This window comes from Streptomyces sp. NPDC050658, from assembly GCF_044457025.1.
Lineage (GTDB): Bacteria > Actinomycetota > Actinomycetes > Streptomycetales > Streptomycetaceae > Streptomyces.
Map to the genome: position 1 here is coordinate 65450 of NZ_JBITGM010000006.1, position 20616 is coordinate 86065.

The following is a 20616-nucleotide window of genomic DNA, read 5'->3' on the forward strand; positions in this document are numbered from 1 at the left end:
CCTGCGGCTACGCCTCCGCTGCCGCCTTCGCCGCGATGTCCGTGCGGTGCTGGGAGCCGTCGAGGCGGATGCGGGACAGCGCGGTGTACGCGCGCTCGCGGGCCGCGGTCAGGTCCGTGCCGGTCGCTGTGACGGACAGCACACGGCCGCCCGCGCTGACGACCGCGTCGCCGTCGCGCTTCGTCCCGGCGTGCAGGACGTACGCGTCCGGGGCATCCTGCGCCACGACATCGGCGAGGCCCTCGATGGGGTCGCCGGTGCGCGGGGTCTCCGGGTAGTTGTGCGAGGCGATGACGACCGTGACCGCCGCGTCGTCGCTCCAGCGCAGCGCGGGCAAGTCGGCGAGGGTGCCGTTCGCCGAGGCGAGCAGGACGCCGGCCAGCGGAGTCTTCAGGCGGGCGAGGACGACCTGCGTCTCGGGGTCGCCGAAGCGGGCGTTGAACTCGATGACGCGTACGCCGCGCGTGGTGATCGCCAGGCCCGCGTAGAGCAGCCCGGAGAAGGGGGTGCCCCGGCGACGCAGTTCGTCGACGGTCGGCTGGAGCACGCTCTCCATGACCTCGTCGACCAGCTTCGGGTCGGCCCACGGGAGGGGCGAGTACGCGCCCATGCCGCCCGTGTTCGGCCCCTCGTCCCCGTCGAGCGCGCGCTTGAAGTCCTGGGCGGGCTGGAGCGGGACGACGGTGACGCCGTCCGTGATGGCGAAGAGGGAGACCTCGGGGCCGTCGAGGAACTCCTCGATGACCACGCGGTCGCAGGCGAGGGCGTGCGCGCGGGCCGCCTCGATGTCGCCGGTGACGACGACACCCTTGCCGGCGGCGAGACCGTCGTCCTTGACGACGTACGGAGCACCGAACGCGTCGAGGGCTTCGTCGATCTCCTCGGGGGTCGTGCAGACGTAGGACCGGGCGGTGGGCACCTGGGCGCCCGCCATCACGTCCTTGGCGAAGGCCTTGGAGCCCTCGAGCTGGGCGGCCTTTCCGGACGGCCCGAAGCAGGGGATGCCGGCGGCGCGTACGGCGTCGGCGACTCCGGCGACGAGGGGCGCCTCCGGGCCGACCACCACGAGCTCGGCACCGAGCTCGGTGGCGAGCGCGGCCACCGCGGCGCCGTCGAGGGCGTCGACCGGGTGCAGCTCGGCCACGTCCGCGATGCCGGCGTTGCCGGGGGCGCAGTGCAGGGCGGAGACGGCGGGGTCGAGGGACAGAGAGCGGCACAGGGCGTGTTCGCGGGCACCACTGCCGATGACGAGGACCTTCACGGCGCCAGCCTAACCGGGGCGGGGCCCCGTCTTTGTACGGGAGCCTGAGTGAGGGCTTCGGGGGCGGTTGTACGTTCCTCCAGAACCGGGGGTGAATCGCTTCCCGGCGTGCCGCCGTGTCAGGCGCACTGGCCCGCCCGGCCGATTGCCCGGCAGTGATCGAGCGATCGAGCCATCGGGGGTGGAGTCCGCGGAGTGCAGAGGGCGGACGGCCGTGAGGGCGTGGTGAACGTCCGCGGCGCGGCGCGCAGGGCAGGCAGGCAGGCTCCGGGCCACCAGCCAGCCGCCCGCCCGCCGAGGGCGCCTTACGGCTCGTTCGTGTACTCCTCGACGATCGTCGCGCCCAGTTCGCGGACGATCAGGTCGTGGCCCGAGAGGGCCGACTCGACCAGGTCGGGGTCGTCGTCGGCCGGGGTGTCGTCCTCCGGAGAGACATGCTCCGGGGCCGGACGGGAGGGTGCCGGGGACAGCGTGGGGGCCGGGGCCTGGGCCTGGGCGGGCTGGGGCTGGGCAGGGGCGGCCGGCTGCGGGGCCAGCTGCTGCGGGGCGGGGCGCGGTGCCGCGGGGGCGCCGCCTCCGAAGTTGGTCGCGGCGGGCGGCGGTGCCGAGCCGCCGGAGGGGTCGACGATCGCCTCGACCTTCCACTGCACCCCGAACTGCTCCGTCAGCGCCTGCCGCAGCACGTCCTCGCTGCCGCTGCTCGCGAAGTTGTCCCGCGCTCCGGCGTTGACGAAGCCGACCTGCAGGGTCGTCCCGTCGAACCCCGCCACCTGCGCGTTCTGGCTCAGCAGGATCCAGGTGAACCGGCGGCGGTTCTTCACCGCCTCCAGGATGTTGGGCCACAGGGTGCGCGGGTCCGGGCCGCCCGCGGGTGCGGGGGCGGCGGGCATCGGCGCGGGGGTCGCGGCGGGCGCGGGCGCGGGTGCGGCGGGGGAAGGCGTCGGAGTCGGGGCCGGGGCGCCGCTGCCCGCCGAAGCGGCCGTGGGCCAGCCGCCCGGACGCGGCGCCGCCGCCTCCGAAGGTGCGGGCGCGGCCGCCGGACCGCTGCCCGGGGCCGAGGCCGTCGGCCAGCCACCCGGCCGCCGCTCACCGGCCGGAGCGGCGGGAGCGGAAGCGGGTGCGGGCGCGGGTGCGGGCGCGGGAGCAGCGGGTGCGGGCTGGGCGGGAGCCACGGGTGCGGCCGGAGCAGCGGGAGCGGGAGCCTCCGGAGCAGCCCCCCGGACAGCCGCACGCGCGGCGGCGGGCCCGCCCCCCGGCGGAACCGGAGGAACCGGCGGCCCCGCGGGCGCACCGCCCCCGGGCATCGCCACGCCGGCCTGCTGCACGCCCGCATGGGCCTCGGGCCCGGGGACGTACCCCATGGCGGGCCCCTGACCGCCGCCCGCCATGAAGTTCCCGCCCCGCTCGAGGCGGTCGAGCCTGGCCATGACGGAGCGCTCGTCGTCGTACGCGGCCGGAAGCAGCACACGCGCACAGATCAATTCCAACTGGAGCCGGGGCGAGGTGGCCCCCCGCATCTCCGTGAGCCCTTCGTTCACGAGGTCCGCGGCGCGGCTCAGCTCGGCGCCTCCGAAGACGCCCGCCTGGGCCTGCATTCGCTCGACGACGTCGGCGGGGGCGTCGATGAGCCCCTTCTCGGCGGCGTCCGGCACCGCGGCGAGGATCACCAGGTCGCGCAGCCGCTCCAGGAGATCGGCGACGAACCGACGCGGGTCGTTGCCGCCCTCGATGACACGGTCGACGACCTCGAAGGCGGCCGCGCCGTCACCGGAGGCGAAGGCCTCGACCACGGAGTCGAGCAGCGAGCCGTCGGTGTACCCGAGAAGGGAGGTCGCCATGGCGTATGTCACACCTGCGTCACCGGCGCCGGCCAGCAGCTGGTCCATGACGGACATGGAGTCACGCACGGAACCGGCACCGGCCCGCACGACGAGCGGGAAGACCCCGTCCTCGACGGACATGGCCTCGCGCCCGCAGACCTCCGCGAGGTACTCCCGCAGCGTCCCCGGCGGCACCAGCCGGAACGGATAGTGATGCGTACGCGACCGGATGGTCCCGATGACCTTCTCGGGCTCGGTCGTCGCGAAGATGAACTTGAGGTGCTCCGGGGGCTCCTCGACCACCTTCAGCAGGGCGTTGAAGCCCGCCGAGGTGACCATGTGGGCCTCGTCGATGATGTAGATCTTGTAGCGACTGCTGGCCGGGCCGAAGAAGGCCTTCTCCCGCAGGTCACGCGCATCGTCCACACCACCGTGCGATGCGGCGTCGATCTCGATGACGTCGATGGACCCCGGCCCGTTCCTCGCCAGGTCGCGGCAGGACTGGCACTCGCCGCAGGGCGTCGGGGTGGGACCCTGCTCACAGTTCAGACAGCGCGCGAGGATGCGCGCGCTGGTCGTCTTGCCGCAGCCGCGCGGACCACTGAACAGGTACGCGTGATTGACCCGGTTGTTTCGCAGCGCCTGCTGCAGCGGGTCGGTTACATGCTCCTGCCCGATGACCTCGGCGAACGACTCCGGGCGATAACGGCGGTACAGCGCGAGAGACGACACGCATACGAGGTTAATGGCGACCACTGACAACCAGGACCGCCCCAACGCAAAGCGCCCCCCACGCACCCGCCAGAGCCAACCTACCCTTGCTGCCTTCCGGCCCTGGGGGAGTTCAGTCAGATAGCGCCACGTGAGGGGCTGGCCCCCACAGTAGCGGATCCCCCGCCCCGGAAGCGAAGCCGGTCCCGCCCGTGAACGCCCCCGACGACGATCACGACGCCCACCTCGGGATCGTGTTCGCGAGCACCCCTCAGCGTCTTGTATTGTTTGCGGCGGAGGATTCGCCTAGTGGCCTAGGGCGCACGCTTGGAAAGCGTGTTGGGGGCAACCCCTCACGAGTTCGAATCTCGTATCCTCCGCCAGTGCCTCGGCACGAATCGAAGGGCCCCACCGTTCGCGGTGGGGCCCTTCGACGTTCCCCGGCTTCGTTCCCCGGCTTCGTTCCCCGGCTTTCGTTCTTCGGCCTTCGTTCCTCGGCCTTCGTTCCTCGGCTACCTTCCTGCCGCCCTCGCCCGCGCCTCCGCCACCGTCTTCAGCTCGCTCAGCCACGCCTCCAGGCCCGTCGCAAGGATCTTGGTGGCCTCGGGGACGTTCGCTTCGACCTGGGGGCCCGTGTGGGTCTCCTCCGTGGTCACGCGTACGCCGCCGCCCTTGACCTTCGTGAAGTTCCATACGTGGATGCCGTCGATGTGCAGGCCCTCGCCGACTCCGGGGCCGGTCCAGCGGATGCAGGTGTTGTGCTTGAGCTGCTCGACGGTGGAGGTGATGTCGAGGCTCGTCGCGGGGGTCGAGGGGTTGGGCGGGATCGGGGTCGTCCAACGGAATGCCGAGCCCTTGCGGAACGGGCCGTCGTCGAGGCGTTCGGCCGACTGGACCGGGGTCTGCCAGGACGGCCAGCGCTCCACGTCCGTCTGGAGCTTCCAGATCGTGCTCAGCGGGGCGTGGATCACCTTCTCGGTGCGGTGGCGGACCTGGGCGTCGGGGTCCACGCCGGCGCCTCGGCAGGTGACCGGCTTGTGGTGCGGGGCCGGGGTGGCGGCCGCCTGGGGTGCCGTCGCGGCCAGGACTCCGGCCGTCAACGGGATCGTCAGCAGGGCGCTGGTGGTGCGGAACTTGGGCATGGCTGTCCCCTTTGCGGACATGGCTGTCCCCTTGTCGGTGGTCAGGTGAGGGTGGGTGCGCTGCTCGCACTCCGTGCACTTCTTGGCGCCACCGATGACGTTAGTGACGGTGCCGGAGATTTGGCAGTGTCAGAATTTCTTCACGGGGGGTCCCCTTTAGGGGCCTGCGTCGTACCGTCGGTCTGTGTCCGGAGACGAGCGGCCCAGCGCACCACTCCCCTTGCGCCAGCGGCGTCGCGCCGCCGCCACCCGGGAGATCCTTGACGCCGCCGAGGCGCAGATCGTCGCGCAGGGGCCCGCCGCCCTTTCCATGCGGGCCGTCGCGCGGCAGCTCGGGATGACCGTGCAGGCGCTCTATCACTACTTCCCCAGTCGGGACGCCCTCGTCACCGCGCTCGTCGCCAAGGCGTACGAAGACCTCGCCGACGCCGTGCAGGGGGCGCTCGAGGCCTTGCCGTCCGGAGGCTCCGCGCTGCCTCGACTCGTCGTCGCCGCCGAGGGGTATCGACAATGGGCCATCGGCCATCCCGAGCGGTTCCAGCTGCTCTACGGGACGCCGTTGCGGGGCTACGCGGCGCCCGTCGACGGTGCCACCACCACGGCCATGCGGCGGATGAGCGCGCTGTTCCAGCGGGAGTTGTTCGACGGGTTCAGCCAAGCGCAGCTCGCCGCGGCCGAGACTCCCGCGCTCTCGGCCGCGCTCCGGGCCCACTTCGAGCAGCTTCCGCCGGGAGGCGGCCTGGGTGATCTGCCGCCGCCCGCGACCGCGCTCCTGCTGAGCGCGTGGGGGCATCTGCACGGCCTGGTCGTTCTGGAGGTGTTCGGGCACACCTCGTTCATCGGCGACCACCAGGGCGAGGTCTTCCGCATCGCCATGCGGAATCTGCTGGAGGACGTCCGGCGGCGGGTCCCGCCACCGCCGCCGGACGAGGAGGAGGATTCCTGACCTCCAAAGGGCGTTATTCGCCCACGAAGAAGCTGTCGTGCTTCACCAGGAAGTCCGCGAACTCCTTGCCGCCCCGCTGGGCCATCTCCGCCACCTGCTCGAAGTACTCCTCACGCGGTGCGCCCGGCGAGAAGAGCATGATCATGGAGGCGGGTTCGTCGCTGTCGTTCTTGAAGGCGTGCAGTCCGCCCACGGGCACGTAGAGGAAGTCGCCGGCGCCCGCCTTGACCCAGCGTTCGCCGTCGTAGAGGTCGACGTGGCCGGAGAGGACGAAGAACGACTCCGAGATCGACTTGTGGAAGTGGGTGCTCGGGCCGGGGGCGTTCGCGCCCAGGTCCACTTTGTAGAGGCCGAATTCGCCTCCGGTGGAGGCGTGCGTCGCGAGGTAGTGGGTGCGGTTCCCGCCGGCCCCGACCAGCTCGGGCTCCTGGTCGGCGGACCTGAACACCGCGTTGACCTCGCCCTTTTCACCCAGATAGCGCGGCTCCGGATACGACATCTTTCCGCTCCTTCATTCACGAGGCAGGCAGCGGTGGGCAGTTGACCCCCCGCCGGGTGCCGACCCTATCCACCGCCCCCGCCCCGTCCCGTAAGCAGAACGCAAGGGATGGGCGGCGGAGTTAAGCTGGGCTGCATGCTTGATATCCGGCGCATGCAGGTGCTCAGGGCGGTCGTCACCAGCGGCTCCGTCACCGCCGCCGCGCGGAATCTGGGCTATACGCCCTCCGCGGTCAGCCAGCAGATGGCGGCCCTGGAGAAGGAGGCCGGCATCGCCCTCCTGGAGCGGACCGGCCGCGGGGTGCGGCCGACGGATGCCGGGCGGCTGCTCACCGAGTACGCCGTGGCGATCGGCAAGCACGTCGCCGAGGCGGAGACCGCCCTCGCCGAGCTGCGGGCCGGGCGGACGGGGCGGGTCTCCATGCGGTACTTCACCACCGCGGGCACGGCCCTGGTGGCGCCCGCGATCGCCGCGCTGCGGCGCGAACAGCCAGGGGTCACCGTCGAGTTGAAGCTCTCCGACCCCGACGACCCGATGCCGGACGTGCGGGACCGGCGGGCCGACCTCGCGCTCGTGGTCCGCCCCGGCGGCCAACTCGACGTGGACGGCGTGCGGTTCATCCATCTCCTGGACGACCGCTATGACGCCGTACTGCCCGCGGGGCACCGGCTCGCCGCCAAGCCCCTGCTCGAACTCACCGATCTCGCCGACGAACCCTGGGTCGCCAGCGAATCGCCGGGCCCCTGCCTCGACCCGATCCTCGAAGCGTGCGGATCGGCCGGGTACAGCCCGGACTTCGTGGTGGAGAGCGGGGACTACGCCACGGCTCAGGGCTTCGTCGCCGCCGGTCTGGGCGTCAGCCTCGTCCCCCGGCTCGGCCTCGACGCCCGGCACGCCGGAGTCGTCGTACGCCCGGTCCACAACCCGGTGCCGGTCCGCTCGATCTACGCGGCGGTACGCGGTGGAGCGCCCGGCAGCAGCCCGGTGCTGCGGGGTCTCGTCGGCGCCCTGCGGGACGCGGTCGCTCAGCTGGATCCGGCGGCGCGGGCAGATATCGGGGACGGCGCCGCGTAACACCGCACGGCGACACTCCGCTCCGGGCCCCACCACTGCTCGCCCGCGCCGAGGAAGCGCCAGCCCGCACGCTCGTACAGGGCGATGGCCGAAGTGCCGTACGCGACGACGTCCAGGACCGCGTGCAGCCCCAGCTCCCCGGCCTCCGCCGCCGCCCGCTCCAGGAGCCGCGCCCCGATCCCGTGCCCGCGGGCCTCCGGCGCGACGAAGAGACGGCTGACCATGGCGGTCGTCCCGCTCGGCCCACCGCCCCCGCTCCACAGACCCGGCGCCACGTCGTCCGACGCGCTGCGGCCGAGCACGACGTGCCCGGCGATCCGGCCGTCCAGCTCGGCGACCCAGGCCCCGACGGGGTCGGCCGTGACCAGCCAGTCGGCGGGCCGCTCGGGCCAGTCGGTCGGGTAGCCGTCGGCCACGTGCACCTCCGCGAGCGCGCGCACGCAGGCGTCGAGGTCCGACGTGCGGCGGGGGCGGACGGCGAGAACCGGGGTTCGACTCATCGACGTATGCAAGCACATGGCCGGTCCGGTTCAACTGTCGGCGTCGCGCGCTATGGTCAGGAACAGACAGAGCCTGCATGACACGGGGGAGGCGGCCGCGAAGTGGCGCCGGATGAGGCTGTGATCGGTTGTACCGGTGAACTCGTCATCGGTACGCGCGGATCCGCGGGCCCGGGTGAGGTCCTCGTACGGATCCGAGGGGGTTCCGAGACGTTCCTCGCCTGGTCCGACGAGCCGTTGCCGCACGGGGCGTCCGTGCTCGTCATCGAGTCGCGCGGCAGCCGCCAGGTCGATGTCATCAAGTGGGCGGACCCGTTGGAGGCGTTGACCGGCGACGGCGCCGGCGGCGCCGGTTGAGGAGTCGTTCCATGTTCGGTTACCGCGTGCCCGCCCCTGACCAGGCGATGCTGATCTCCGGTGGGAGAAGGGGACTTGGGGGCGCCCCGTTCCGGGTGGTGACGGGGCACGGCAAGTTCGTGCTTCCCATCTTCCGCAAGACACGCTTCCTTACGTTGTCGATGTGCGAGGCGGAGGTCGTCGAGAACTGCGTGACCCGGCAGGGCATCGCCCTGAGCGTGCGTGCCGTCATCGCCTTCAAGGTCGGCAACGACACGGAGAGCATCGTCAACGCCGGGCAGCGCTTCCTCTCCGACCAGGACCAGATGTCCGTCCTGACGGGCCGCATCTTCGCCGGTCATCTGCGGTCCATCATCGGCTCGATGACCGTCGAGGAGATCGTCACCGAGCGGCAGAAGCTGGCGACGGAGGTCCTGGACACCTCGAAGTCGGAGATGGCGAAGATCGGCCTGCACGTGGACTCGCTGCAGATCCAGTCGATCGACGACGGCGACACGGGCTACATCGACGCCATGTCGGCCCCGCACAAGGCGGCCATCCAGCGCCAGGCGCAGATCGCCCAGGCGCAGGCCACGCAGGCCGCGGCGGAGGCCGAGCAGGAGGCGGCGCGCAACCAGGCCCAGTACGCGCGGCAGACCGCGATCGTGCAGGCCGAGTACTCCGCCGAGGTCGAGCGCGCCCAGGCCAAGGCCGCCCAGGCGGGCCCCCTCGCGGAGGCGCACGCCCAGCAGGAGGTGCTCGACGCGCGGACCGAACTGGCCGAGCGCGCCGCCCAGTTGCGCCAGCAGCAGCTGGTCGCCGAGGTCGTGAAGCCGGCCGAGGCGGACGCCGAGCGCATCCGGGTGCTCGCCCTAGCCGAGGCCGAGCGGATGAAGATCCAGGCGGAGGCGGCGGCGTCGTACGACCGTGTCGCGCTCGACCGGATGCTGATCGACCAGCTGCCGCTGATCGTGAAGGAGGCGGCTGCGGGTCTCTCCGGCGCCAACGTCAACGTACTGAACGGGGCGGACGGGCTCGGCGAGATAGCGGCCGGACTCGTCGGCCAGGGACTGACGATCCTGGAGTCGGTGCGGAACAACCTGGGCTCACCCGCGTCCGGCCAGCCGGTCTCGCCCGGCCAGCTCGCCTCGCCCTCGTCCGACGGGCAGAGCGCGTCCAACGGACGCGGCGAGGGCCGCGTCGAGATCGAGTAGCCCTCGCCGTCCGCCGCTCGCGCTACGCGGCCTCGGCCTGCGCCGCCTTCACCGCTTCCCGCAGGTGGTCCTCGTCGGCCTGGCTGAGCGAGGTCTTCACCAGCTGGCCGCCGAAGGGGGTGAGCTGCGGGATCACCTTGTCCTCCGCGACCTGCTTGACCAGGACGAAGAGCGCGGCGGCGCCCGGCCGGAGATTCTCGGCGAGCTCCTTCATGAACTTGTCGTCCACGCCGGTGTCGGTGACCGCGCCACCGGCCGCGCCGGCCGCGGCGCCGACCGCCATGCCGACGAGCGGCACCAGGAAGAGCATGCCGATGAGGCCGCCCCACAGCGCGCCGCCCGTCGCACCGACCGCCGTGTGGTTGACGGCCTGGTGCAGCTTGATCTTGCCGTCGTCGCGGCGCTCCACGACGGCGGCGTCCTCCAGTTCGACGAGGTGTTCCTTGGAGAGGCTGAAGAGCTTCTCGCGGACCTGGTTGGCGGTGTCGAGGTCGTTGTAGGCGATGACGAACAGATTGCTCATGCGGAGGGCTCCCTGCGGACGACTCCCTGCGGACTGCAGACGGGCAATGCGGCTCGGCGCAACGTGACGCGACGCGGCGCGATGCGATGCGACGCGGCGCGATGCGACCGCATTGCCCGACTTTATGACGAATGACGGGACCCCGCCCGCTCAGCCTGGACCCGCCGCTCAGCCCGTGAGCTCGTCCACCGTGCCCAGCTGCTGCCAGCGGCCCTTCACCCTGCGGTCCACCCACACCGGCCGGTCCACCGCCTGGTTCGACTTGAAGGCGTACGACCCGAGGAGCCCGTCCACCTTCTGCCGGGACAGCGCCGCCCGGAGGTCCGCGCGGGCCCGGTCGGCGTCCGGCTTCGGGCCGAGCTTGCCCGCCAGGCCCTGCGCCACCAGCAGCGTCGCGTCGTACAGCTCGGCGGCGCCCCGCTCCTTGAGCAGCTCCTTCAGCTCCGGCGACTTGGGACAGAGCCCGGGGAACTCCTCGCAGTCCGGCTTCTGGCCCTCGTCGCGGTAGCTGCGGAACCGCACCGTGCCGTCCGGCAGCTGCCGGTCGTGCTTGGCGTACATCTCCCGCTCGTCCAGGACGTCGCAGGCGCTCGCGTAGGCGTCGTGCACCGCCAGGAACGTCCCCTGCCGCCGCAGGTCCGGCGCCCAGGACTCCTCGGGGCCGGTCCGCAGGTCCCTCAGGACGACCGCGTCCGGTCGCCGCTTCGCCACGTCGCGGTCGATCTCGTACGTCTCCAGGTCGCCGGGGTCGCTGTCGGTGGCGAGCGCCTTCACTCCCGCCGCGCGCAGCCCGTAGCCGAGGACGGGACGTTCCTTGCCCTCGTCCTGCCAGTAGTTGTCGTCGCCGATCAGCACCTTGCGCACGCCGTACGCGCCGGTGAGGTAGCGCCCGGCGGCCTTACCCACCGTGGCGTCGTCGGCGACCGTGTTGAACTCGGCGGTCGGGTCCGCCCAGCCGCCGTCGCAGGTGTCGACGACCGCCATCTGCTCCCGGTAGTCGGAGTAGTCGCCGATCGCGCCGACCAGCGCGAGCATGCCGGGCTGCTGGGTGAGCAGCTCTTCGGCGGGGGTGTCCTGATAGTCCTCGACCGGCACGACGCGGACGGGCAGCTTCTTGCCCGACCGCCGCTCGGCCTCCTCCAGGGCGGCCTCGACGATCCGCTTCCGCACCTTCGGGATCCGCCCCTTCTCGTCGTCGCCCCAGTCGTAGGCGACACCGATGCTGTACCCGCCCTCGGGCCCCTTCGCCGCAGGCGCGGGAGCGGCCCCCGCGGCCCCCGCGGCCCCCGCGTCGTCCGTGCCGGAGCCCTCCGAGTCCGAGCCGATCCCGATGCCCACGGGTACGCCGACGACGAGGAGGGCGGCGAGAGCGGCGAGGAGGGTGCGGCGGGGGACACGGGGGACACGGGGGCGGTCGCGCGTGGGGACGGGGGCGGAGGCGGGGGCGGGGGCTTTCGCGACGGCCGGGGAAGGCGGAGGCGGGACAGCGGCCTTGGAGACCGGGACGGCGCCTTCGGAGACCGGCACGGCGTCCTCGGGAGCGGGCCCCGCGGCCTCCTCACCTGCGGTGCGCGCCGCCATCGCCTCGATCCGCCCGACCACGGCACCCGCGTCCGCCGGCCGCCCGCCGACCTCCTTGGCCATCAGGCCGAGGATCAACCGGTCGATGTCCGGGCCGAGTTCGGCCCTGGCGCGGCTCGGGCGCAGGGGCTCGTCGTGCAGGTGGTTGTACATGACGCCGGCCGCGTCGCCGACGAACGGGGGCCGTCCGACGAGGAGTTCGTACAGCACGCACCCGACGGCGTACAGATCGGTGCGCCCGTCGCCCGGTTCCTGCCGGAACCGCTCGGGTGCCATGTAGAGAACGCTGCCGAAGGGGAGCTGTCCGGTCCGGGTGAGATCCGGGTCGGTGGCGCGGGCCTCGGTGAAGCGGGCGATGCCGAAGTCGACGACCTTGGCGACGGATTCCGGCCCTTCCCCGGTGACCATGATGTTGGCGGGCTTGATGTCCCGGTGGACGATGCCGGCCTCGTGCGCGGCGGCGAGGCCACGGCAGACGTCGGCGGTCCACCGCAGCGCGTCGTCGACACAGACCCGGCCGCGCTCGCGCAGCACCTCGCTCAGGGTGCGGCCCTCGACGAGGGTCATCACCAGATACGGGCTTCCCTCGTCCACGCCGTGGTCGTGCACGGCGGCGACGTACGGACTGTCCAGTGCGGCGGCGACGCGGGCCTCGCGGCGGAACCGGGCGACGAGTTCTTCCTGGTCGGGGCTCTGCGCACGCTCCGGAAGCAGCAGTTTGACCGCCACGTCGCGGCCGAGCCGCTCGTCCGTGGCACGCCAGACCTCGCCCATGCCGCCCGAACCGAGCAGTTCGATCAGTACGTATCTGTCGCTGAGCCGCCGCCCCCGCACCGCCGTACTCCCCTCCGCAGATCAGGGCCAGAGAGTACCCGGCAGACGTGCCGGGGCCGGGGCCTGTCGTGCGAAGCGCGGGCCCGCGCGGGATCATCGAGCCATGGACGTGACCCTTCACCTTGCCCAGCAGCCGGAAGCGGACGAACTGCTGGGGCGCAGTCCGCTGGCGGCGCTCGTCGGAATGCTGCTGGACCAGCAGGTGCCGATGGAGTGGGCGTTCTCGGGCCCGTACACGATCGCGCAGCGGCTCGGCGCCGATGATCTGGACGCGCACGAGATCGCGGCGTACGACCCCGAGGCGTTCGCGGCGCTGCTCTCCACCAAGCCGGCGGTGCACCGCTATCCCGGTTCGATGGCGAAGCGGGTGCAGCAGCTGTGCCAGTACCTCGTCGAGCACTACGACGGTGACCCCGCCGCCGTGTGGGAGGGCGTGGCCAGCGGCAAGGAACTCCTCAAGCGCCTGAACGAACTCCCCGGCTTCGGCAAGCAGAAGGCGCAGATCTTCCTGGCGCTGCTGGGCAAGCAGCTGGGCGTACGTCCCAGTGGCTGGCGGGAGGCGGCGGGGGCGTACGGCGAGGCGGGTTCGTACCGCTCGGTCGCCGACATCAAGGGTCCGGAGTCCCTGCAGAAGGTCCGCGCCCACAAGCAGGAGATGAAGGCGGCGGCGAAGGCGGCTGCCGCCAAGTAGCAGGTGCCCGCTAGCGGCGGCGCCGCGCCGTGCCGAAGACCGAGCGGGAGATCTCCCTGCCGATCTGCGTGCCCAGGGAGCGGGCCAGGGACTTGAACATCCCGCTGCCGACGACCTGTTCGACCATGGACCCGGACTCCTTCGGCTGCGCGCGCTGCTCCGGCTTCTGCGGCTTCCGCGCCGGCTCCTCGGCCTGCTCCGCCTCCGGCCTGGCCGCCAGCCTCTCGTACGCCGACTCCCGGTCCACCGCCTCCGCGTACGTCCCGTACAGCGGCGAGGCCTTCACGGCGGCCGCCAGGGCCTGTGCCGGGACCGGTCCCATCAGGGACTCCGGTGCCCGCAGCCGGGTCACGGCGACCGGTGTCGGCGCGCCCTTCTCGCTCATGACGGTGACGGCGGCCTCGCCGGTCCCCATCGAGGTGAGGGTCTCCTCCAGGTCGTACGCCGAATTCGGGAACGTCCGCACCGTCGCCTTCAACGCCTTCTGGTCGTCCGGCGTGAACGCCCGCAGCGCGTGCTGGACGCGGTTGCCGAGCTGGGCGAGGACGTCGCCGGGTACGTCCTTCGGGGTCTGCGTCACGAAGAAGACGCCGACGCCCTTGGAGCGGATCAGCCGCACCGTCTGCGTGATGGCCTCCAGGAAGGCCTTGGAGGCCCCGTTGAAGAGCAGATGTGCCTCGTCGAAGAAGAAGACCAGCTTCGGCTTGTCGAGGTCGCCCACCTCGGGCAGGTCGTTGTAGAGGTCGGCGAGGAGCCACATCAGGAACGTCGAGAAGAGCTGCGGCTTGTCCTGGACGGCCGGGAGTTCCAGCACCGACACGGTGCCCCGCCCGTCCTGCGCCATCCGCAGGAACTCGGCGGTGTCGAACTCCGGCTCCCCGAAGAACTCCCCCATGCCCTGCGCCTCGAAGGCGGTGAGCGCCCGCAGGATCACCCCTGCCGTGACCGTCGACAGGCCCCCGATGCCCTTCAGCTCCGGCTTGCCCTCGTCCGAGGTCAGGAAGGTGACCACGGCCCGCAGATCCTTCAGGTCGACGAGTTCGAGGCCCTTCTGGTCGGCGTAGTGGAAGATCAGGCCGAGCGACTGCTCCTGGGTCTGGTTGAGCTGCAGGACCTTCGAGAGCAGCACCGGACCGAAGCTGGTGATGGTCGACCGCACCGGAATCCCGGTGCCGATCCCGCCCAGCGCGTAGAACTCGCTCGGGAAGCCCGTCGCCTCCCAGGCCTGCCCCACCTCCCGCGCCCGCCCCGCGACCTTCTCGCCGGCCTCGCCGGGCGCCGAGATCCCCGACACATCGCCCTTGATGTCCGCGAGGAACACCGGGACGCCCTGCGCGGACAGCTGCTCCGCGATGAGCTGGAGGGTCTTGGTCTTGCCGGTGCCGGTCGCGCCCGCGACGAGCCCGTGCCGGTTGAGCATCGACAGGGGGATGCGGATCTGCGCGTCGCCCAGGCACCGCCCGTCCCACATCAGCGCGCCCAGATCGAGCGCGGGCCCGCTGAAGGCGTACCCGGAGACGATCTCCAGGGCCTCCTGGGGCAGGGCGCCACCCCCGGCCGGAGCGCCCCCACCGGAAGATCCAGTTCCGGATGTCACCCCCGTGACGGGCGAAGACTCGTTGGAGGGGTTCGCGACCCCCGTCGTGGACGGCGTCGGCTGGCTGTCGCTCACTTCGGCCCCTGTTCCCGGCTTGGGTGTTCCCGGTTTGCCCCGGTTTCCGGCGGCATTTCCCAGCGTCGCACTCCGTCGCCGAGGCTGCGCCCGGTGAGCCTTGCCCGGTAGGCTTTCCGTGTGATCTTCAAGCGCATCGGAAACGGCCGGCCGTACCCCGACCACGGCCGGGAAAGCACCCGGCAGTGGGCGGACGTCGCGCCGCGCCCGGTCCGCCTCGATCAGCTCGTGACGACCAAGGGCCAGCTGGACCTAGAGACGCTCCTCGCGGAGGACTCGACGTTCTACGGCGACCTCTTCGCGCACGTGGTGAAGTGGCAGGGCGACCTCTACCTGGAGGACGGGCTGCACCGCGCGGTGCGCGCGGCGCTCCAGCAGCGCCAGGTGCTGCACGCCCGCGTCCTCGAACTGGGCTGATCCCTGCCGGGGCGCCCCCGCGGCGTCCCGTATTGGCCCTTTCGGGTTGGACTGCGCCCGAGTCAATGATCATTTAGTAGGCATCACGGCGTCGCCGCACTACGCTGCGCCCATGAGCATGCTCACTCCCCCCGGCATGGGCGGCAAGTACCGCATCACGGGGGCCAAATATCCGCGTATGCGCCGGAACCGCGGCCGCCGCAGGATCGTGCTCGCGGTCGTCGCGTCCGTCGTCGCGGCCGGACTGATCGGCTGGGGAACGCTGCAGCTCATCGACGTCTTCACGGGCGGCGACAAGGCCACCGCCGCGGGCTCCCGCGCCGACTGCGACCCCAAGGCCGCGCCCTCGGCGAAGCCGCCCGCCCCCAAGCCGCTGCCCAAGCCCGGCCAGATCAAGGTCAACGTCTTCAACGCCACGCCCCGCGGCGGCCTCGCCAAGGACACCGCGGACGAGCTGAAGAAGCGCGGCTTCGCCATCGGCAAGGTGGGCAACGCGACCAAGGAGTTCGACAAGAAGGTCAAGGGCACCGGGATACTGCTCGGCGCCAAGACCGCCGCCCAGACCGCGATCCCGGTGCTCGGCACCCAGGTCGTCGGCGCCGCGCCGCGCACCGACGCCCGCAAGGGCGGCGAGATCGACCTCATCCTCGGTACGCAGTTCAAGGATCTGGCAAAGAAAGAGGACGCCGACAAGGCCCTGGCCGCACTGGCCAAGCCCAAGCCGACGCCCTCGACGTCCGGCGGCAAGAAGAACTGCTGAGCGGGATGCCCGGGAAGGACCGCTGAGCTACTCCGCGGTCCCGTACATCCGGTCGCCCGCGTCGCCGAGCCCCGGCACGATGTACCCGTTCTCGTTGAGCCGCTCGTCGACCGACGCCGTCACGACCGTGACCGGCGTGCCCGCGAGCTCGCGCTCCATGACCTCGACGCCCTCGGGCGCGGCGAGCAGCACCACGGCGGTGACATCGTCGGCGCCGCGCTTGATCAGCTCCTGGATCGCCGCGACGAGCGTGCCGCCCGTGGCCAGCATCGGGTCCAGGACATAGACCTGGCGCCCGGAGAGGTCCTCCGGCATCCGCGTCGCGTACGTGGACGCCTGCAGCGTCTCCTCGTCGCGGATCATCCCGAGAAAGCCCACCTCGGCGGTCGGAAGCAGCCGCACCATGCCGTCCAGCATGCCGAGCCCGGCCCGGAGGATCGGCACGACGAGGGGGCGGGGGTGGGACAGCTTGACGCCCGTCGTCGCCGTGACCGGGGTCTCGATGTCGACCTGCTCGGTGCGCACGTCCCTGGTGGCCTCGTACGCGAGCAGGGTGACCAGCTCGTCGGCGAGGCGCCGGAAGGTCGGGGAGTCGGTGCGCTTGTCGCGCAGCGTGGTGAGTTTGTGCGCCACCAGCGGGTGGTCGACGACGTGGATCCGCATGCCCTCAACAGTAACCGCGCCCCGCACCCCCCGGACTCCCCCGCGCTCCGACCGCCCCTCGGTGGCATCAAACCCGCCATCCGGGGGAAAGTGGACGTACGACCTGGGGTGGTGTGGCCTATGGCGGACCAAGAGCCGGAGCGCGCAGCCGACGGGACGTCGCGCGACGCCCCCGAGAGCGACCTCGAGACCGAGGCGGAGCGCCGGCGCCGCCGCGCCCAGTTCCTGAGCGAACTGGCCGAGGCGCGCGAACTCCGCGACCGCGTGAAGCCGCGCCGCGCCCGGGCGGCACGCATGCGTCAGCAGATGCGTATGCGTACGTTCCGCTGGTAGCCGCCGCCTCTCGGACAGGCATCCGGGAGCGGTCCGGGAAACGCGACGCGGACACAGCGGCCGGAAGACCTCTCCTCACGGCGTTGTTTCTGCCACGATTCCGAGTGGGCGGGGCATGGCACCGCACTCCCCCGCTCCCCGAACTCGCCGGGGGGACACCCAGACCGTCAACCGGCACTGTCTATGACCAGTGGGAGAGTCACGGTGTACTTCGCCGCACTGCTCGCGCGCACCGAAGACGGGTGGGAAGCGAGCGACACGGAGCTCGACGATGTGGAGACCCTGTCGGATCTGGCCGACCTGGCCCGTGAGGCAACGGTCGACCACGACGACGACACAGTGCTCGTCTTCATCGAACAGGAGGACGCGTGGTTCGGCGTCGTCCGCGTGGACGGTGAGGAGGACCCTCGTATCTACGTCTCGGACGCGGCCGCGGCCGCCCGCAGTTCGTACGGCGAGATCCTGCTCACCGACGAGATGCTCGGCCGCGACCCGGGCGACGACCCGGCCGACGAACTCGACGCCCTCGACCTCGACGGCACGGAGGACGGCGAGCCGGAGGCCTCCGCCGACCAGGACGGCGGCGAGGGGGACGGCGGCGACGCGGTGCCCTCGGGACCGCTCGGCGACACGGAGATCCTCGCCGACCTCGGCGTACCGAAGAAGGAGCTGCTCGCCCTGGAGAGCGGCGACGCGCTCGGCGAGATCGCCGAGATCCTCGGGGCGGCGGAGGTGCTGGAGACCGTCCGCTAGGTTCCCCGTGTGACCGACCCGATCCACCCTGTCCCTGATTCCGAGACCGACCCCGTACGCGCCCCCTGGCGGGCGCCCATGCGGCTCGCCCTCGCCGAGGCCGAGCTCGCCGTGCGGGGCGGCGACGTGCCCGTCGGCGCCGTCGTGCTGTCCCCGGACGGCACGACGGTGCTCGCGACGGGCCACAACGAACGCGAGGCGACCGGCGACCCGACGGCGCACGCGGAGGTGCTCGCCATCCGCGGGGCCGCGCGGGCTCTGAGAGATTCAGCGGCGCGCAGCGCCTCCGGCAAGGGCGGTGGCGGGAGACGGGTGGGCGAGTGGCGGCTGACCGGCTGCACGCTCGTCGTCACCCTGGAGCCCTGCACGATGTGCGCGGGCGCGCTCGTCCAGGCGCGCGTCGACCGCGTCGTCTACGGCGCGCGGGACGAGAAGGCCGGCGCCGTGGGATCGCTCTGGGACGTCGTACGCGATCGACGGCTCAACCACCGTCCCGAGGTGATCCACGGGGTGCTGGAGCAGGAGGCCGCCGGGCAGCTCACGCGGTTCTTCCGGGAGCGCTGAGGCGGTCCCCGGAGAACGGATTTCAGACCACGGGCACCTTTGGGCTAGAGTTCCTCTCGGTAGCGTGTCCGAGCGGCCGAAGGAGCTCGCCTCGAAAGCGAGTGTGGGGAAACTCACCGAGGGTTCAAATCCCTCCGCTACCGCTCTCGACACGAAGGGCCCCGTCCGATGGACGGGGCCCTTCGTCGTACGTGCGCAAGCCGGGCGGGGAAAGTCAGGCCGGGGGAAGCGGCATCGGGGGGACAAGCCGCTCCCCCCGATGAGGACTGGAACCCTCAAGTCAGCGCCGTCATCCGGGGGGAAGCCGACGGCGCCTGACCCCGCAGTGGGGCCAGTCCCGTGCCCGCGGATTCCTGCCAGATCCGCCGGGGCACATCACCCATCCTGCTCCGGTCCGAACCGGGACGGGCCGGGCAAAGGGCCTGTGCCATGGGGCCGTTGGTCCTTAAAGGCCCGGTGAAGACGGGCCGGGTTAGACTCTCGCCCGTCACAGAGGTCACACGGGGCGCGGGTAAGGGGAGGCCAGAAGCGTGGCGGTGCAGTGGAAAAAGGTCGGTCTCTTCGCGGTCGTCGTCTTCGTCCTGTACGTGATCATCACTGACCCGGCCAAGGCCGCCGACTACGTGCAGATAGGCTTCGAGGCGGTCTCTAGTGCCGCTCAGAGCATCGGCGACTTCATGACGTGGGTCGCCAACGGAGGCAAGGACTGAGCGGCCGGGGCCGCCGGTCCACCCCGTCTGCCCAGGAGCCCGCATGATCCGCCATCTGGTCCTCTTCAAGCTCAACGACGGCGTACAGCGCGACGAGCCGCGCGTCGTCGAGGGCGTCAAGGCCTTCCGCGCCCTGGGCGGGCAGATCCCCGAGCTGAAGTTCTGGGAGTGCGACTGGAACATCACCGACCGGCCCATCGCGTACGACTTCGCCATCAACTCGGCGGTCGAGGACACCGATGCGTTGAAGCGGTACATCGAACACCCGGCCCACCAGGCGGGCGTCGCCCAGTGGCGGGAGTTCGCCACGTGGGTGATCGCGGACTACGAGTTCTGATCCGACCGCCAATAAGTGGCCCCTCACCGGAACGGTGAGGGGCCACTTCGCGTCTTATGCCTCAACTTGCCCCTCAACACGTAGTTATCGGGTGCTTGCACACAGTGCACATGTCTTGTGATGCTATGACCGCTTTTGACGGATGAGTTGACCGAGGTCGACTGGGCTTGACCGAGAAGGGGTGGCGTTGACCGTGCCGGCCAGTACTGCGCCTGAAGCACCACCCATCACGACCACGCCGAGCACCCGCGGCGCCGACACCCGAGCCCTGACCCAGGTGCTCTTCGGCGAGCTCAAGGGGCTCGAACCGGGCAGCCCCGAGCACGGCCGCGTGCGCGGCGCGCTCATCGAGGCCAATCTGCCGCTGGTGCGGTACGCGGCGGCCCGCTTCCGCAGCCGCAACGAGCCGATGGAGGACGTCGTCCAGGTCGGCACGATCGGTCTGATCAACGCCATCGACCGCTTCGACCCCGAGCGCGGCGTGCAGTTCCCGACCTTCGCGATGCCCACCGTGGTCGGCGAGATCAAGCGGTACTTCCGGGACAACGTACGAACGGTCCACGTCCCGCGCCGTCTTCACGAGCTCTGGGTGCAGGTCACCGGGGCCACCGAGGACCTCACCACGGCGTTCGGGCGCTCGCCCACGACCGCCGAGATCGCCGAGCGGCTGCGCATCACCGAGGAGGAGGTCCTGGCCTGCATCGAGGCCGGACGCTCGTACCACGCAACGTCGTTGGAGGCGGCCCAGGAGGGCGACGGGCTGCCGGGACTGCTTGACCGGCTCGGCTACGAGGACCCCGCGCTCGACGGCGTCGAGCACCGCGACCTCGTCCGCCATCTCCTCGTCCAACTGCCCGAGCGCGAACAGCGGATCCTGCTGCTTCGCTACTACAGCAATCTGACGCAGTCACAGATCAGCGCCGAACTGGGCGTCTCCCAGATGCATGTGTCGCGGCTGCTCGCCAGGAGCTTCGCGCGGCTGCGGTCGGCGAATCGGATCGAGGCGTAGATCCGCATACCGGATCGAGGCGTAACCGGATCGGGTGGAGCGCGCTCCACCCGGTTCTCTGCGTTTTCGCGCCCCGAAATCCTCCGCACCCCCTCTCTCCTGCGGTGATGTCACCCTTCTTTGTCGACAAGTAACTACAGCGTGTTGCCGACATGTGACATTCTGCTGGAACCGCGTTTGCCGGAGCCCCACGACCGGTATTCAGGTGGAGGCTGCGTTCCTCCGACGGGAGCGTCGCCGTGACCGTCCGCGACCTCAAGGGGGTG

General features: G+C 71.4%; 22 protein-coding genes, 2 tRNA genes and 1 other RNA gene. 15 read left to right on the forward strand and 10 right to left on the reverse strand.

The genetic code is table 11. The features are described 5' to 3' along the window. Positions 1-7 precede the first annotated feature (7 nt). The 3 genes from purD to ffs form a co-directional block, all read right to left on the reverse strand. Positions 8-1261 (reverse strand): phosphoribosylamine--glycine ligase, encoded by a 1254-nt coding sequence (gene purD / locus ACIBKX_RS21550; RefSeq protein WP_363270448.1) that lies wholly within the window; start codon positions 1259-1261, stop codon positions 8-10. Between the two features lie 305 nt (positions 1262-1566). After that, the gene (locus tag ACIBKX_RS21555; RefSeq protein WP_363270447.1) at positions 1567-3813 is read right to left on the reverse strand and encodes a DNA polymerase III subunit gamma and tau; all 2247 of its coding nucleotides are present in this window, start codon (positions 3811-3813) and stop codon (positions 1567-1569) included. A 44-nt stretch (positions 3814-3857) separates the two neighbouring features. Then, positions 3858-3956: signal recognition particle sRNA small type (ffs, locus tag ACIBKX_RS21560), an RNA gene on the reverse strand. Positions 3957-4087: 131 nt separating this feature from the next. Between ffs and ACIBKX_RS21565 the strand changes: the two genes are divergently transcribed. Next, positions 4088-4175 (forward strand) — tRNA-Ser (locus tag ACIBKX_RS21565). Between the two features lie 129 nt (positions 4176-4304). On the opposite strand, the gene ACIBKX_RS21570 is transcribed toward ACIBKX_RS21565, so the two are convergent. Continuing rightward, entirely contained in the window at positions 4305-4934 is a 630-nt protein-coding gene (locus tag ACIBKX_RS21570; RefSeq protein WP_363270446.1) for an SRPBCC family protein, read from the reverse strand. Positions 4935-5118: 184 nt separating this feature from the next. Here ACIBKX_RS21570 and ACIBKX_RS21575 point away from each other — a divergent pair, with 184 nt between their 5' ends. Then, positions 5119-5880 carry a TetR/AcrR family transcriptional regulator gene (locus ACIBKX_RS21575; RefSeq protein WP_363270445.1) on the forward strand — a complete coding sequence of 254 codons (762 nt, stop codon included), beginning with the start codon at positions 5119-5121 and terminating at the stop codon, positions 5878-5880. A 13-nt stretch (positions 5881-5893) separates the two neighbouring features. Here the strand turns inward: ACIBKX_RS21575 and ACIBKX_RS21580 are convergent, their stop codons facing one another. Next, a complete protein-coding gene (locus ACIBKX_RS21580) occupies positions 5894-6379 on the reverse strand; it encodes a cupin domain-containing protein (protein ID WP_363270444.1) in 486 nt (161 codons plus the stop codon). Between the two features lie 135 nt (positions 6380-6514). Here ACIBKX_RS21580 and ACIBKX_RS21585 point away from each other — a divergent pair, with 135 nt between their 5' ends. Beyond that, positions 6515-7453, forward strand: coding sequence for a LysR family transcriptional regulator (locus ACIBKX_RS21585; protein WP_363270443.1), 939 nt, complete (start codon positions 6515-6517; stop codon positions 7451-7453). On the opposite strand, the gene ACIBKX_RS21590 is transcribed toward ACIBKX_RS21585, so the two are convergent. Beyond that, complete coding sequence (locus ACIBKX_RS21590; protein WP_363270442.1) at positions 7405-7953, reverse strand: GNAT family N-acetyltransferase; 549 nt, start codon at positions 7951-7953, stop codon at positions 7405-7407. The genes ACIBKX_RS21585 and ACIBKX_RS21590 overlap by 49 nt on opposite strands. Before the next feature lie 102 nt (positions 7954-8055). On the opposite strand from ACIBKX_RS21590, the gene ACIBKX_RS21595 reads away from it, so the two are divergent. Together ACIBKX_RS21595 and ACIBKX_RS21600 are read left to right on the forward strand one after the other, a co-directional pair. Beyond that, positions 8056-8310 (forward strand): hypothetical protein, encoded by a 255-nt coding sequence (locus ACIBKX_RS21595; RefSeq protein WP_363270441.1) that lies wholly within the window; start codon positions 8056-8058, stop codon positions 8308-8310. Positions 8311-8321: 11 nt separating this feature from the next. Then, entirely contained in the window at positions 8322-9503 is a 1182-nt protein-coding gene (locus tag ACIBKX_RS21600; RefSeq protein WP_363270440.1) for an SPFH domain-containing protein, read from the forward strand. Between the two features lie 22 nt (positions 9504-9525). Here ACIBKX_RS21600 and ACIBKX_RS21605 read toward each other — a convergent pair whose 3' ends face one another. Next, complete coding sequence (locus tag ACIBKX_RS21605) at positions 9526-10026, reverse strand: DUF1269 domain-containing protein (protein WP_363270439.1); 501 nt, start codon at positions 10024-10026, stop codon at positions 9526-9528. Between the two features lie 168 nt (positions 10027-10194). Further along, positions 10195-12441, reverse strand: a complete 2247-nt coding sequence (locus tag ACIBKX_RS21610) for a bifunctional serine/threonine-protein kinase/ABC transporter substrate-binding protein (RefSeq protein ID WP_363270438.1) — start codon at positions 12439-12441, stop codon at positions 10195-10197. Positions 12442-12544: 103 nt separating this feature from the next. Here ACIBKX_RS21610 and ACIBKX_RS21615 point away from each other — a divergent pair, with 103 nt between their 5' ends. Continuing rightward, the gene (locus ACIBKX_RS21615; RefSeq protein WP_363270437.1) at positions 12545-13132 is read left to right on the forward strand and encodes an HhH-GPD-type base excision DNA repair protein; all 588 of its coding nucleotides are present in this window, start codon (positions 12545-12547) and stop codon (positions 13130-13132) included. Between the two features lie 10 nt (positions 13133-13142). On the opposite strand, the gene ACIBKX_RS21620 is transcribed toward ACIBKX_RS21615, so the two are convergent. After that, positions 13143-14729, reverse strand: coding sequence for a helicase HerA-like domain-containing protein (locus tag ACIBKX_RS21620; RefSeq protein ID WP_399375994.1), 1587 nt, complete (start codon positions 14727-14729; stop codon positions 13143-13145). A 195-nt stretch (positions 14730-14924) separates the two neighbouring features. Here ACIBKX_RS21620 and ACIBKX_RS21625 point away from each other — a divergent pair, with 195 nt between their 5' ends. Both ACIBKX_RS21625 and ACIBKX_RS21630 read left to right on the forward strand, forming a co-directional pair. Further along, positions 14925-15221, forward strand: a complete 297-nt coding sequence (locus ACIBKX_RS21625) for a type II toxin-antitoxin system VapB family antitoxin (RefSeq protein ID WP_003955420.1) — start codon at positions 14925-14927, stop codon at positions 15219-15221. A gap of 112 nt (positions 15222-15333) precedes the next feature. Next, the gene (locus ACIBKX_RS21630) at positions 15334-15981 is read left to right on the forward strand and encodes a LytR C-terminal domain-containing protein (RefSeq protein WP_363270436.1); all 648 of its coding nucleotides are present in this window, start codon (positions 15334-15336) and stop codon (positions 15979-15981) included. 27 nt (positions 15982-16008) lie between these two features. Here the strand turns inward: ACIBKX_RS21630 and upp are convergent, their stop codons facing one another. Next, positions 16009-16644, reverse strand: coding sequence for a uracil phosphoribosyltransferase (gene upp, locus ACIBKX_RS21635; protein WP_363270435.1), 636 nt, complete (start codon positions 16642-16644; stop codon positions 16009-16011). A 120-nt stretch (positions 16645-16764) separates the two neighbouring features. Between upp and ACIBKX_RS21640 the strand changes: the two genes are divergently transcribed. From ACIBKX_RS21640 to ACIBKX_RS21670, 7 genes are all read left to right on the forward strand, one after another. Then, entirely contained in the window at positions 16765-16977 is a 213-nt protein-coding gene (locus ACIBKX_RS21640; RefSeq protein WP_363270434.1) for a hypothetical protein, read from the forward strand. 204 nt (positions 16978-17181) lie between these two features. Then, on the forward strand, positions 17182-17730 hold the full coding sequence (locus ACIBKX_RS21645; RefSeq protein WP_363270433.1) for a hypothetical protein: 549 nt from the start codon (positions 17182-17184) through the stop codon (positions 17728-17730). 78 nt (positions 17731-17808) lie between these two features. Beyond that, positions 17809-18294: a nucleoside deaminase gene (locus tag ACIBKX_RS21650; protein ID WP_363270524.1), complete on the forward strand. Its 486-nt coding sequence runs from the start codon at positions 17809-17811 to the stop codon at positions 18292-18294. 58 nt (positions 18295-18352) lie between these two features. Continuing rightward, positions 18353-18437 (forward strand) — tRNA-Ser (locus tag ACIBKX_RS21655). A 387-nt stretch (positions 18438-18824) separates the two neighbouring features. Next, positions 18825-19004 (forward strand): hypothetical protein, encoded by a 180-nt coding sequence (locus ACIBKX_RS21660; RefSeq protein WP_363270432.1) that lies wholly within the window; start codon positions 18825-18827, stop codon positions 19002-19004. A gap of 43 nt (positions 19005-19047) precedes the next feature. Then, on the forward strand, positions 19048-19341 hold the full coding sequence (locus ACIBKX_RS21665) for a Dabb family protein (RefSeq protein ID WP_363270431.1): 294 nt from the start codon (positions 19048-19050) through the stop codon (positions 19339-19341). Between the two features lie 181 nt (positions 19342-19522). After that, complete coding sequence (locus tag ACIBKX_RS21670) at positions 19523-20350, forward strand: RNA polymerase sigma factor SigF (protein ID WP_363270430.1); 828 nt, start codon at positions 19523-19525, stop codon at positions 20348-20350. Positions 20351-20616: the final 266 nt, after the last annotated feature.

What these genes read in the sequence shown, in the direction of transcription:
- ACIBKX_RS21605 (WP_363270439.1), bottom strand. Translation starts at nt 10,026, where the DNA reads ATGAGCAATCTGTTCGTCATCGCCTACAACGACCTCGACACCGCCAAC.
- ACIBKX_RS21580 (WP_363270444.1), bottom strand. Translation starts at nt 6,379, where the DNA reads ATGTCGTATCCGGAGCCGCGCTATCTGGGTGAAAAGGGCGAGGTCAAC.
- ACIBKX_RS21570 (WP_363270446.1), bottom strand. Translation starts at nt 4,934, where the DNA reads ATGCCCAAGTTCCGCACCACCAGCGCCCTGCTGACGATCCCGTTGACG.
- upp (WP_363270435.1), bottom strand. Translation starts at nt 16,644, where the DNA reads ATGCGGATCCACGTCGTCGACCACCCGCTGGTGGCGCACAAACTCACC.
- ACIBKX_RS21665 (WP_363270431.1), top strand. Translation starts at nt 19,048, where the DNA reads ATGATCCGCCATCTGGTCCTCTTCAAGCTCAACGACGGCGTACAGCGC.
- ACIBKX_RS21590 (WP_363270442.1), bottom strand. Translation starts at nt 7,953, where the DNA reads ATGAGTCGAACCCCGGTTCTCGCCGTCCGCCCCCGCCGCACGTCGGAC.
- ACIBKX_RS21640 (WP_363270434.1), top strand. Translation starts at nt 16,765, where the DNA reads ATGGCGGACCAAGAGCCGGAGCGCGCAGCCGACGGGACGTCGCGCGAC.
- ACIBKX_RS21615 (WP_363270437.1), top strand. Translation starts at nt 12,545, where the DNA reads ATGGACGTGACCCTTCACCTTGCCCAGCAGCCGGAAGCGGACGAACTG.
- ACIBKX_RS21630 (WP_363270436.1), top strand. Translation starts at nt 15,334, where the DNA reads ATGAGCATGCTCACTCCCCCCGGCATGGGCGGCAAGTACCGCATCACG.
- ACIBKX_RS21585 (WP_363270443.1), top strand. Translation starts at nt 6,515, where the DNA reads ATGCTTGATATCCGGCGCATGCAGGTGCTCAGGGCGGTCGTCACCAGC.
- ACIBKX_RS21650 (WP_363270524.1), top strand. Translation starts at nt 17,809, where the DNA reads ATGCGGCTCGCCCTCGCCGAGGCCGAGCTCGCCGTGCGGGGCGGCGAC.
- ACIBKX_RS21600 (WP_363270440.1), top strand. Translation starts at nt 8,322, where the DNA reads ATGTTCGGTTACCGCGTGCCCGCCCCTGACCAGGCGATGCTGATCTCC.